The organism is Hyphomonas sp. (assembly GCF_013823385.1).
Classification (GTDB): Bacteria; Pseudomonadota; Alphaproteobacteria; order Caulobacterales; family Hyphomonadaceae; genus Hyphomonas.
In genome coordinates, this window is record NZ_PNMA01000007.1 from 128,950 (window position 1) to 139,950 (window position 11,001).

Here is an 11,001-nt window from a genome sequence, read left to right on the forward strand (position 1 = left end):
CCTCCCGGTACAGACCATACACCTTATCGCTTCAGACGCGCAATCAGGCTGGAGGTATCCCAGCGGTGGCCGCCCATCGCCTGCACATCGGCGTAATACTGATCGACTTGCGCCGTGAGCGGCAGGCTTGCGCCATTCTCGCGGGCCGCGTCCAGCGTGATGCGGAGATCCTTGCGCATCCAGTCCACCGCGAAGCCGAAATCGAACTTGCCCTCGGCCATGGTTTTCCAGCGGTTTTCCATCTGCCAGCTCTGGGCCGCGCCGCCGGAGATCGCCGCGATGACTTTCTCCGCGTCCAGCCCGGCCTTGTCAGCGAAGTGCAGCGCTTCGGCGAGGCCCTGGACGATGCCGGCGATGCAGATCTGGTTGACGGATTTGGCAAGCTGGCCCGCGCCGGATGGGCCGATCAGCGTGGTGGCGCGCGCGAAGGCGGCCATCACAGGCTCGGCCTTGGCGAAGGCGTCTTCCTCGCCGCCGCACATGATGGTGAGCTTGCCATTGATCGCGCCCGCCTCGCCGCCGGAAACCGGCGCGTCGATGAAATGGGCGCCCCTGGCGCGGCAGCGCTCGGCGAGGTCGCGGGCGAGCGAGGCCGAAGCGGTGGTGTGGTCGATCACGGTCATCCCCGCGCCGAGGCTCGGTTCGAAGGCTTCAAACACCGTGCGGACATCAGGGTCATCGCCGAGGCACATCAGCACATATTCGGCGCCGAAGACGGCGGAGGCGGGGTCTGCCGCGCTCTGGCCCTTATGGGCCGCAGTCCAGGCGGCGGCCTTGGCGGGCGTGCGGTTCCAGACGGTGACCTGGTGGCCCGCCCGCGCCAGATGGCCAGCCATGTGGAAACCCATGACCCCGAGGCCCAGAAATGCGGTACGCGCCATTGCTCTCTCCTGCTGAATTACGGGCTAATTAGAGCGAATTTCATCAAAATCCCACCCCCGGCCGAAGCGTGACCTTCACCACGACCTGATACACCGGCGTCATCCATCAGAAGGATCGGACGCAAAAGAGCCATGGCATATGCCACGACCTCTCGGCGGCAGACGGGCAGAAGGCCCGTCATGCCTACCCGGAAAACGGGCACCTGGAAGCTGGCCTATGCCGACTTCCTGACGGCCCTGGTCGCGTTCTTTCTGCTCATGTGGCTGGTCAGCGGGGTCTCGAAAGAAGACCGCGCGGTGATTGCCTCTGAATTTACCGGTAAACCCGCGAGTGTTTCCGCGATGGCGGAAGCGGCGCCATCGGAAGCGGCCCGCCTGCTGGCGATGCTGGAACTCTCCGAAAGCCTGAAGGCCGCCGGTGACAGCGTGCGCCTCTCTGCCGATGCGCAGGGCGTGCGGATCGAGCTTGTGGATACGGCCGACCGGCCCCTGTTCGAGACCGGCAGCGGCGCCCTGACAGAGACCGGCGCCGCCCTGATCCGCGCCGCTGGCGCGAGCCTTTCCGCCCTGCCCTATACCGTCTCCATCGAAGGCCATACCGATGCCTTCTCGATGGCGGGCACGGCCAGCTCCAACTGGGAACTCTCTTCGGCCCGTGCCAATGAGGCCCGCCGGATGCTGGAAGCGTCCGGTTTCGGGACAGACCGGGTCATCGCCGTGACCGGCTTTGCCGATACGCGCCCCCTCAGCGCCGGCCAGCCCCACCTGGCCGCCAACCGCAGGATCAGCCTGCAGGTTCATCTGGCTGACTAGACTGTCACCAGCAGGGCACAGCGGTGTGCCATTCTCACTGCGCTTAACCTTCTGCCCCGAAAACGCCACTTGGCGGATTCGCGCGCCGGTGTATCGTCAGGGGCAATGAAGTTTTCGGATCCACATCTTCTGCTGGCGGGCCTTGAGCGGTCGCTGAGGTTCTACGTGACGAACCCCAGCCCCTGCCCCTATCTGCCTGACAGGAAGGAACGCAAAGCCTTCACCAACCTCGCCATTCCGGAAGCGGACGCTGTGCATAACGTGCTCAGCCAGTCGGGTTTCCGCCGCAGCCAGTCGATTGCCTATCGCCCCGCCTGCGCGCGCTGCAATGCGTGCAAGAGCGTGCGGGTGGCGACGCGGGATTTTGAACTCAGCCGCAATGACCGCCGCGTGATTGCGCGCAACGAGACACTGGTGCGCCGCCCGGTTGCCGCGCAGGCAACCCGTGAGCAGTTCCGCCTGCTGAAAACCTATGTGACGACGCGGCATGACAATGGCGGCATGTCGGACATGACCTTCCGGGATTATGTAGCCATGGTGGGCGGCAGCCCGGTGCAGAGCCTGATCTTCGAGTATCGCGACGGGCCCGAGCCGGACGCGCCTCTGGTGGCCGCCGCCATCACCGATGTGCTGCGCGATGGCCTGTCGATGGTCTACACCTTCTTTGACCCGGCAAAGGCCAGCCAGAGCCTGGGCCATTATCTGATCCTCGACCACATCCTGCATGCGCATGATCTCGGCCTGCCGCACCTCTATCTGGGCTACTGGGTGAAGGGCAGCCCGAAGATGGACTACAAACGGCGCTACAAACCGCTGGAAGTGCTTGACGGCGACCGCTGGCGGCCCTTGAGAGACGACGACTAGTTTTTCGTCGGCCAAACGGACCGATGGCGCAAACGCGCCAAAGAGCCCGTGCCGCGTGGGGAGGGCATTGATGATCAACCGCCGTAACCTGATCGGCGCAGGCGCGCTGGGTGTGGCCGGCGCGGCCGCCACTTTCTCGACGCCGAAAGCCGGCGCTGTGCTGGCGACACCCGCCATCAGCCGCAGCCGCCGCCGCTTCAACATGGTGACCACCTGGCCCAAGGGCCTGCCCGGCCTTGGCACCGCTGCCGAGCGCGTGGCCCAGCGCATCGGCGACATGACCGATGGGGTGATCGAGGTGAAGGTGTTCGCCGCCGGAGAGCTCGTGCCGCCGTTTGAGTCGTTTGACGCGGTGGCGAATGGCTCGGCCGACATGTATCACGGGGCGGAGTATTACTGGACGGCGAAATCCACCGGCTTTCCCTTCTTCACCGCCGTGCCTTTCGGCATGACGGCGCAGGAGATCATGGGCTGGATCGACTTTGGCGGCGGGCAGGAACTCTGGGACGAGCTGTCCGGACAGTTCGGCATCAAGTCCATTCAGGGCGCCAATACCGGCCACCAGATGGGCGGCTGGTTCCGCAAGGAAATCCGCTCCCTGAAGGATATGGCCGGCCTGCGGATGCGTATTCCGGGCCAGGGCGGCGAAGTGCTGCGCGCGCTGGGCGGGGCCTCCATCGCGCTGGCGGGCGGGGAGATCTATCAGGCGCTGCAGACCGGCGCGATCGACGCGGCCGAATGGGTGGGCCCCTGGAACGACTATTCGCTCGGCTTCCACCGCGAAGCGCCCTTCTATTACGGCCCCGGCTTCCATGAGCCCGGCGCGAGCCTGGCCGTGGGCATCAATCGCGGCGTGTGGGACAGCCTTACGGTTGGCGAGCAGGCGATCTTCAAGGCCGCGTGCGAAGCGGTGAACCATGAGACGCTGGGCGAGTTCACCTATCAGAATTCGGTGCATCTCGACCTGCTGGTGAACCAGCATAATGTCCAGATGCGTTCCTTCCCCGAGGAAGTGGTGAAGCGGATGTCGGAAGCGGCCTATGATGTGCGCGCCTCTGCCGGGCGCAGCGGCATCGAGAAGCGCATCTATGAGAGCTTCGAGAAATCCCTGAAGCTGATGCGCGGCTGGGCCGGCGTTTCGGACGGGGTGTATTATACCGCCCGCGCGCTCGGCAAGTAAGGGGCGCCGGGGCGGGCATGGATACGGGCATCTTCCTGCATATCGGCACGGGGCTGAAATGGCTGGGCCTGATCAGCCTGCCGCTGTTCCTTCTGCCGCTGATTGCGCTGAGCGCGCCGCGCCTTGTTGACGGGGTTGGGCTGAAGCTCAGCCGTCTGATCGACCGGGCAACCGGTGTGGCGCTCGGCGCGGCGATTGCCGCCAGCCTGATGCTGGTCTTCTCCATGCTGGCAGTGGTGATCCTGCGCTACACCTTCTCGCTCTCCTTCAGCTGGCTGAATGAGATCACCACGTACAGCTTTGCTGCCATGTTCATGCTGGGGGCGGCTGCGGCGCTTCGGGATGGCGCGCATGTGCGCGTCGACATCCTGCGCCCGCGCTTTGGCGAGACAGGTCGCAGCTGGATCGAACTGGCCGGTATCTACCTCTTCCTCTTCCCGATCTGCGTGCGCATCCTGATGACCAGCGAGGCGGGGCTTGCCCGCGCCTGGCTGCTGCTGGAGGGCTCGCGCGAGTCCGATGGCCTGCCGATCTTCTTCCTGTTCAAGACGCTGGTGCCGGCCTTTGCGGCGCTGCTGATGGCGCAGGGGCTGTCTGAAGCGATCAAGGCCGCGCTGCGGATCACCGGGGCGCTGCCGCCGGAGACACCCCAGCAGCTGGCAGCGGAAGGAGGCGGCCATGGAGCTTGAGGCAATCCTTGCCATCTCGATGTTCGTGGTCGCCATCGGCGCGCTGCTGGCGGGCTATCCCGTGGCGCTGACGCTGGGCGGCGTCGCGCTGATTTTCGCGCTGATCGGCATTGCCACCGGCGTCTTCCCCGAGAGCTTCCTGAAAGCGTTTCCGAGCCGCATCGAAGGCGGCTCGATCATGCAGAGCCAGACGCTGGTGGCGGTGCCACTGTTCGTGATCATGGGGGTGATCCTCGAACGCTCGCGCGTGGCGGAAGACCTTCTGAACATTGCCAGCCGCCTGCTCGGCAAGATGCGCGGCGGGCTTGGCTTTGCGGTCGTGTTGGTGGGCACGCTGCTGGCGGCCTCGACCGGGATTGTCGGGGCGACCGTGATCACGATGACGCTGATCGCCCTGCCCTCGATGATGCGGCAGGGCTATGACCCGCGCCTTGCCACCGGCACGATTGCGGCCTCGGGCACGCTGGGCCAGATCATTCCGCCCTCGATTGTGCTGATCCTTCTGGCCGACGCGATTTCCAATGCGGCCAGCCAGGCGGCGCTACGCTCCGGGGGCGGATCAGCGGTGGTGTCCGTCGGCGATCTCTTTGCCGGGGCGCTGATCCCCGGCCTGATCCTGGTGGCGCTTTACCTGCTGTGGATTGCCCTCATGGCGATCTTCCGGCCGGAGTCCTGCCCGCCGGCGAAGGTCATTGAAGGCACCGCGCCGCTCTCCTTCCGGGATGTGGCGCTCGGCCTTGGCGCGCCGCTGGCGCTGATCGTGGCCGTGCTCGGCTCCATTCTGGGCGGCATTGCCCCGCCGACCGAAGCAGCCGCCATCGGCGCGGGCGGGGCCATCCTGCTGGCCGGGATGCGCCTGGCGCGGGAGGCGAAAAGCCGCCTGATGCCGGTGATGCTGGCGGGCCTTGCCGGCATCCTGCTCATCATCGTGCTGCGCAACACACTCGACCTGCGCACCGCTTCGGGCGGGCATAGCGGGGCCGATTTCATCGGCATGGCGATCACGGTGCTCGCCGCCCTTGCCATCCTGGCCGCGCTGGTGGCCGGGCTGCTGGTGCTGCGCCGGGTGAAGCAGCTGGGCCCCGCGCTGAAAAGCTCCGCCCACATCACCTCCATGGTGTTCCTGATCCTGATCGGCGCGTCTCTCTTCAGCCTCGTCTTCCGGGGCTTTGACGGGGACGATCTGGTGCATGACATCCTGCACAATGTGCCGGGCGGGAAATGGGGCGCGCTGGCCGCAGCGATGCTGGTGATGTTCATCCTCGGCTTCTTCCTCGATTTCATCGAGATCGTGTTCGTGGTGGTGCCGCTGGTGGCGCCGCCGCTGATCCTGCTCGGCTGTGATCCGGTCTGGCTCGGCATCCTGATGGCGGTGAACCTGCAGACGAGCTTCCTGACGCCGCCGTTTGGATTTGCCCTCTTCTATCTGCGCGGGGCCGCGCCGCCGGAAGTTTCCACGATGCAGATATGGCAGGGCGCGCTGCCCTTCATTGGACTGCAGGTCATTCTGCTGGCAATGGTGGCGTCGATGCCGGCGCTGGCCACATGGCTGCCGGCGCTGGCGGCGAAGTAATCACCAACACAGAGGTTCCCGATGGGACAGGATATTGCGCCATTTCAGGCGATCTCGATCAGCCGCCGCGCGCATGAACTCAAAGCCGCCGGGCAGCGCGTGCTGCATATGGAGTTTGGGCAACCCTCTACCGGCGCGCCCAAGGGCGCGATTGCGGCGGCGCACCGCGTGCTCGACACCGAGGCGATGGGCTATTGGGAAAGCCTGCCCCTCAAGGAGCGTATCTGCCGGCATTATCGCGAGGGATTTGGCGTAGACCTCAGTCCGCGCCGGATGGTGATCACCTGCGGGGCCTCGCCCGCGCTGGTCCTGGCGCTGTCGACCGCGTTCAATCCGGGCGACCGGATCGCCATGGCGCGGCCCGGCTATGTGGCCTATCGCAATACCGTGCGGGCGCTGAACCTTGAGCCGGTGGAGATCGCCTGCGGGCCGGAAGTGCGCTTCCAGCTGTCGGCTGCTGCGCTCGACGCGCTGGAGCCCGCGCCCCAGGGCGTGATCATTGCGAGCCCGGCCAACCCCACCGGCACGATCATTCCGAAGGACGAACTCGCCGCGATTGCCGAGGTGTGCCAGCGCCGGGGCATACGGATCATCTCCGACGAGATCTATCATGGCCTCAGCTATGGCCCGAAGATCCACTCGATGATGGAATTTGCGCCGGGCGCCTATGTGGTCAACAGCTTTTCCAAATATTTCTCGATGGCGGGCTGGCGGCTCGGCTGGCTGGTCTCGCCCGAAGAAGGCGTGGCGCGGACGAATGCCTATATCGGGAACCTCTTCCTCACCGCGCCATCGCTGGCCCAGCATGCAGGCCTTGTAGCGATGGACAGCCGGGAGGAGTTGGAAGGCCATCTCGAAGTCTACCGCAGGAACCGCGCGCTGCTGCTGGAGGCGTTGCCGCGCCTTGGCCTTGAGAAGATCGCCCCGCCGGATGGGGCGTTTTATATCTATGCGGACGTTTCGCGCTTTACCGGGGACAGCCTCAGCTTCTGCCTGAAGCTGCTGGAAGAAACCGGCGTGGCGACCGCGCCGGGGGTGGATTTCGATCCTGTCGATGGCGGGCGGTTCATGCGCTTTTCCTTTGCGCTGTCGACGCCGGAAATCGAGGAAGCGCTGGCGCGGCTCGAGCCCTGGTTCAAGGCGCAGCCGGCGCGGCAGACCGTTTAGGAATCGCAGGCGCCCCAGAAGCTTTCCAGGCCGGGCAACTCGCCCCTGCCGACTTCCTGTTCCGGCACGAACAGTTCAAAGTCCGCCTCCGGACTGACGCGGATGTAGAGCGTGCGGCGCAGGCTCTCTGGCGTCTGGCTCGCCTCGTTCCAGCAGCCGGGCGCGACCGCGCCGAAGCTCAGCTCATTCTCGCCAGGCGCTTCGCGCTTCAGACGGGCAAGTTCGGCGCTGATCGCCTGCAAGAGAGGGCCATCTTCCGGGCGCGTTCCATAGGTCCATATCCGGTATCCCTCCCGCGCCTCTGCTGCCAAAAAAGGGCTGGTCACCTCACTCGTCTGAACAAGGGGAAACTCCTCGGCGAGGTTTATGCCGAGGCGCTGATTGGTGACGTTGATCTGCAGCAGGGCGCCTTCCTCGCGGGCCTCAAAGGCGGTGGGAATGCGCATGGCCAGCGCAATGCGGGAGAAGTCCAGCGCCGTGGGATCCAGCAGCGGGGTGGCCGTTTCGGCGTCTTCGGCGGCCTCCACCGGAGAGGTCAGCTCCGCCTGCAGGGTTTCGCCGGCCTCACCCTTTTCTGCGGGCGCCGAAGGAGAACAGGCCGCCAGCAAGACCGAAGCGGCAATAATCATAGAGCGCATCACGCGGCACCACCCCTGAAGCAAGAAAGTCCGCATTCTGAGCTTGCGCCCGCGCTGCTGTCCATGGCCCGTAACATTTAAGTTTGGCAATCATAGGACGCTTCGGCGCTGCCATCGGGGGCGATGGCCAGCGCGGCCAGACGGCAGCCTTCAGGCGCGGCCTGTTCGGCGGCGGCGCGCAGTTCCTCCGGCAAGGTGTTTTCGCCCTCTTCCTGAATGCGGAACATGCCGTCTGTGGCCAGGGTCAGCTTCAGCTTGAAGCCCTGGCCGTCCAGCGGAGCGGCGAAGAAGCTGTAATTCTCCGTGCCGATGGTTTGCGCGGCCAGGCCGTTCCACGCAGCCGCGCTCCAGCGGACGGTGGGCGTATCGCTCGTGGAGGCACAGGCGGCGAGCATCAAGCCCGCCGCAACCGGAAGATAACGTAGTACGGACATGGGGCCTGCCTCCCTGGCTACCCGATCAGGATAGCGCAGGTGGCCCGGCCGCGCGAGGGGATCAGAAGGCAACCTTTGGCGGCTCGTCCATCGACGCGCGCCCTTCGACGCCGACATCGAAGAATTCGCGCGGTTCGAAATTGAAGCTGCCGGCAATGATCGAGCCGGGGAACTGTTCGCGGGCGGTGTTATAGTCCTGAACGGCCGAGTTGTAGAAGCGGCGGGCAGCGGCGAGCTTGTCCTCGATCGAGGAGAGCTGCTGCTGCAGCTGCAGGAAGTTGGTGTTGGCCTTGAGGTCCGGATAGGCTTCGGCGAGGGCGAAGAGCTTGCCGAGCGCCTGGCTGAGGACGCCTTCGGCCCTGGCCATCTCGCCGGCCGTGTTGGCCGCCTGGGCGGCGTTGCGGGCGGCGATCACCTGCTGGAAGGTCGCCTGCTCATGGGCGGCATAGCCCTTGACCGTTTCCACGAGGTTCGGGATCAGGTTCTGGCGCTGTTTCAGCTGCACATCCACATCCGCGAAGGCCTGGTTGACCCGCTGCCGCTTCATGACGAGGCCGTTATAGATCAGGATGATGGCGCCAATGACGGCCACCACGATCGCGAGCACGATTAGAAAGACGTTCATACGGGTGTCCCCTTATTGCTTCATACCAGCCTGCAAAGGCGTAACGGTGTGTGGCCACGTGCGCAAGTGCAGGTTAACCTGACCTTACCTGCCCGTTTCTGCACCGATTTTTCGGCCAACATAGCCCCTGTTCCGGTGGACCGCCCAATGCCCGACCCGTATTTGCCCAAGGAACACCATTACAGCCAGCGCACCGGCTGGTTGCGCGCCTCCGTTCTGGGGGCGAATGACGGCATCGTTTCCACCGCCAGCCTGATGATCGGGGTGGCTTCGGCTGCCGCTTCGGCCTCCGAGATTCTGGTGGCCGGGATTGCGGGGCTGGTGGCCGGGGCGATGTCGATGGCGGCCGGAGAGTTTGTCTCGGTCAGCTCTCAGGCAGACACCGAGAAGGCCGATCTGGAGATCGAGCGCCTCGCCCTGCAGAGGTTTCCGCAGGAGGAGCTGGAGGAGCTGACGCAGGTATACATCGACCGGGGCGTTGAGCCGGTGACCGCCCGCGCGGTGGCCGAGCAGCTGACCCGGCATGACGCCCTGGCTGCCCATGCGCGCGACGAAATCGGGCTGACCGAGGTGGCAAGTGCCAATCCGGTTCAGGCCGCCTTGAGCTCGGCGGCGAGCTTTTCGGCTGGGGCGATCCTGCCGCTGATCGCGGCGGCGCTGGCACCAGCGGGCACGGTGACGCCGGTGGTGGCAGCCGTCTCGCTGCTGAGCCTGGCCGCGCTCGGCTGGCTGTCGGCCAAGGCGGGCGGGGCGAAGAAACGCCGGGCCGTGGTCCGCGTCGTGTTCTGGGGCGCCGCCGCGATGGCCGTCACCGGCCTCATCGGCGCGGCGGTGGGCACGGTGGTCTAGCCGCCTTCCAGCCCCGCTTTCAGCCGGGCGAGCTTCCCGGCCGCGCCGGCGGCATGTTCCGCTAGAAGGCCGCGCAAATCCCGTATAGTTTCGGGGGCATGACTGAGACCGACGCCAAAAATCTCGCCCATATGATCCAGGTTGCCGAGCGCGTGGTGGTGTTCACCGGCGCGGGCATTTCGACCGAAAGCGGCATTCCCGATTTCCGCTCGCCCGGCGGGGTGTGGAGCAAGATGCAGCCGATCATGTTCCAGGATTTCGTCGCCTCACGCGACGCGCGCCGCGAAGCCTGGACGCGGGTGTTCAACAAGACCGCCGGCTGGACCGGCGCGGCGCCCAATGCCGGGCATTATGCCGTGGCAAAGCTCGTAGAGGCGGGCAAGGTCACCAGTATCATCACGCAGAATGTCGATAACCTGCACCAGGCCTCCGGCGTGCCGGCCGACAAGGTGATCGAGGTGCATGGCAATGCGAGCTATGCCAAATGCCTGCAATGCGGGAAGCGCTACGAGTTCGAGGCGCTGCGGCCCAAATGGGAAGCGGACGAAGACATCACCTGCATGTTCTGCACGGGGCTCGTAAAATCCGCGACCATCTCCTTCGGCCAGGCGATGCCGGAAGTGGAGATGGAACGGGCGACCGAAGAAGCGCTGCTGGCGGACCTCTTCCTCGTGCTGGGCTCCTCGCTTGTCGTCTATCCGGCGGCGGGCTTGCCGATCATTGCCAAGAAGGCCGGATCAAGGCTCGCCATCGTCAACCGCGAGGAAACGGATCTCGATCCGTATGCCGATCTTGTGCTGAACACGGACATCGGGCCGCTGATGAGCGCGGTGATGACGCGGCTTTAAGGGGCGGCGCCTGAGAGGCACACTGCGGGAGTTGGTTTTTGCCGCGCGCGGCCCCACCCCTTCATTCGGGCAATCGCAGGGCGATTGCTGATCCTCATGACCCCCATTTTCATGGGGAGGGGGTCTGTTGCTCCGTGGGGAGAGGAAAGTTCTCCGGTGACGGTGCCTACCCTGATGCCGCTCACCCCCGCGCAGGCGGGGATGAGCGGGTTTTTGGGGTGGGCTGACCTTTCGGGCTTTCCGGGGCTTCAGAAGATGCGTCACCCTCGATGCGCGTGAGCGCATCTGAGGGCCTATCTCCGGACCGTCAGGCACGGACTTGGGGATGGGACGGGAGATGGGCCCTCAGATGGCCTGCGGCCATCGAGGGTGACGAAGGGGGTGGGCGAAGGAAGAGAGTTTCACGCAGCAGGTTTGGCCGGACGCAGCGGGGGCTGGCC

12 protein-coding genes are annotated in these 11,001 nt (G+C 65.5%); 8 read left to right on the top strand and 4 right to left on the bottom strand.

From position 1 onward, the window contains the following. Positions 1 to 23: 23 nt before the first annotated feature. Positions 24 to 881: an NAD(P)-dependent oxidoreductase gene (locus tag C0456_RS06755; protein ID WP_291049900.1), complete on the bottom strand. Its 858-nt coding sequence runs from the start codon at positions 879 to 881 to the stop codon at positions 24 to 26. Positions 882 to 1,061: 180 nt separating this feature from the next. On the opposite strand from C0456_RS06755, the gene C0456_RS06760 reads away from it, so the two are divergent. From C0456_RS06760 to C0456_RS06785, 6 genes are all read left to right on the top strand, one after another. Further along, a complete protein-coding gene (locus C0456_RS06760; protein ID WP_291049902.1) occupies positions 1,062 to 1,694 on the top strand; it encodes an OmpA family protein in 633 nt (210 codons plus the stop codon). 105 nt (positions 1,695 to 1,799) lie between these two features. Continuing rightward, positions 1,800 to 2,558: an arginyltransferase gene (locus C0456_RS06765; RefSeq protein WP_291049904.1), complete on the top strand. Its 759-nt coding sequence runs from the start codon at positions 1,800 to 1,802 to the stop codon at positions 2,556 to 2,558. A gap of 70 nt (positions 2,559 to 2,628) precedes the next feature. Continuing rightward, positions 2,629 to 3,738: a TRAP transporter substrate-binding protein gene (locus tag C0456_RS06770; protein WP_291049906.1), complete on the top strand. Its 1,110-nt coding sequence runs from the start codon at positions 2,629 to 2,631 to the stop codon at positions 3,736 to 3,738. Between the two features lie 17 nt (positions 3,739 to 3,755). After that, a complete protein-coding gene (locus C0456_RS06775) occupies positions 3,756 to 4,427 on the top strand; it encodes a TRAP transporter small permease subunit (RefSeq protein WP_291049908.1) in 672 nt (223 codons plus the stop codon). Further along, a complete protein-coding gene (locus tag C0456_RS06780) occupies positions 4,417 to 6,000 on the top strand; it encodes a TRAP transporter large permease subunit (protein WP_291049910.1) in 1,584 nt (527 codons plus the stop codon). The genes C0456_RS06775 and C0456_RS06780 overlap by 11 nt, the downstream gene beginning before the upstream one ends. A 21-nt stretch (positions 6,001 to 6,021) precedes the next feature. After that, on the top strand, positions 6,022 to 7,167 hold the full coding sequence (locus tag C0456_RS06785; RefSeq protein WP_291049913.1) for an aminotransferase class I/II-fold pyridoxal phosphate-dependent enzyme: 1,146 nt from the start codon (positions 6,022 to 6,024) through the stop codon (positions 7,165 to 7,167). Here the strand turns inward: C0456_RS06785 and C0456_RS06790 are convergent. The 3 genes from C0456_RS06790 to C0456_RS06800 all read right to left on the bottom strand — a co-directional run bounded on the left by C0456_RS06790 (position 7,164) and on the right by C0456_RS06800 (position 8,864). Further along, positions 7,164 to 7,805 (bottom strand): hypothetical protein, encoded by a 642-nt coding sequence (locus C0456_RS06790; RefSeq protein ID WP_291049915.1) that lies wholly within the window; start codon positions 7,803 to 7,805, stop codon positions 7,164 to 7,166. The genes C0456_RS06785 and C0456_RS06790 overlap by 4 nt on opposite strands. Positions 7,806 to 7,882: 77 nt before the next feature. Continuing rightward, the gene (locus C0456_RS06795) at positions 7,883 to 8,239 is read right to left on the bottom strand and encodes a hypothetical protein (protein ID WP_291049917.1); all 357 of its coding nucleotides are present in this window, start codon (positions 8,237 to 8,239) and stop codon (positions 7,883 to 7,885) included. A gap of 61 nt (positions 8,240 to 8,300) precedes the next feature. Further along, positions 8,301 to 8,864, bottom strand: coding sequence for a LemA family protein (locus C0456_RS06800; protein ID WP_291049919.1), 564 nt, complete (start codon positions 8,862 to 8,864; stop codon positions 8,301 to 8,303). 147 nt (positions 8,865 to 9,011) lie between these two features. On the opposite strand from C0456_RS06800, the gene C0456_RS06805 reads away from it, so the two are divergent. Both C0456_RS06805 and C0456_RS06810 read left to right on the top strand, forming a co-directional pair. Further along, positions 9,012 to 9,713 (top strand): VIT family protein, encoded by a 702-nt coding sequence (locus tag C0456_RS06805; protein WP_291049921.1) that lies wholly within the window; start codon positions 9,012 to 9,014, stop codon positions 9,711 to 9,713. A gap of 98 nt (positions 9,714 to 9,811) precedes the next feature. Further along, on the top strand, positions 9,812 to 10,561 hold the full coding sequence (locus tag C0456_RS06810) for a Sir2 family NAD-dependent protein deacetylase (protein ID WP_291049923.1): 750 nt from the start codon (positions 9,812 to 9,814) through the stop codon (positions 10,559 to 10,561). The last annotated feature ends 440 nt before the right edge of the window (positions 10,562 to 11,001 follow it).

Excerpts from the sequence above, each read along its gene's own strand:
- C0456_RS06760 (WP_291049902.1), top strand. The coding sequence starts at position 1,062 with ATGCCTACCCGGAAAACGGGCACCTGGAAGCTGGCCTATGCCGACTTC.
- C0456_RS06770 (WP_291049906.1), top strand. The coding sequence starts at position 2,629 with ATGATCAACCGCCGTAACCTGATCGGCGCAGGCGCGCTGGGTGTGGCC.
- C0456_RS06795 (WP_291049917.1), bottom strand. The coding sequence starts at position 8,239 with ATGTCCGTACTACGTTATCTTCCGGTTGCGGCGGGCTTGATGCTCGCC.
- C0456_RS06775 (WP_291049908.1), top strand. The coding sequence starts at position 3,756 with ATGGATACGGGCATCTTCCTGCATATCGGCACGGGGCTGAAATGGCTG.
- C0456_RS06755 (WP_291049900.1), bottom strand. The coding sequence starts at position 881 with ATGGCGCGTACCGCATTTCTGGGCCTCGGGGTCATGGGTTTCCACATG.
- C0456_RS06765 (WP_291049904.1), top strand. The coding sequence starts at position 1,800 with ATGAAGTTTTCGGATCCACATCTTCTGCTGGCGGGCCTTGAGCGGTCG.
- C0456_RS06780 (WP_291049910.1), top strand. The coding sequence starts at position 4,417 with ATGGAGCTTGAGGCAATCCTTGCCATCTCGATGTTCGTGGTCGCCATC.
- C0456_RS06790 (WP_291049915.1), bottom strand. The coding sequence starts at position 7,805 with ATGCGCTCTATGATTATTGCCGCTTCGGTCTTGCTGGCGGCCTGTTCT.
- C0456_RS06785 (WP_291049913.1), top strand. The coding sequence starts at position 6,022 with ATGGGACAGGATATTGCGCCATTTCAGGCGATCTCGATCAGCCGCCGC.
- C0456_RS06800 (WP_291049919.1), bottom strand. The coding sequence starts at position 8,864 with ATGAACGTCTTTCTAATCGTGCTCGCGATCGTGGTGGCCGTCATTGGC.
- C0456_RS06805 (WP_291049921.1), top strand. The coding sequence starts at position 9,012 with ATGCCCGACCCGTATTTGCCCAAGGAACACCATTACAGCCAGCGCACC.
- C0456_RS06810 (WP_291049923.1), top strand. The coding sequence starts at position 9,812 with ATGACTGAGACCGACGCCAAAAATCTCGCCCATATGATCCAGGTTGCC.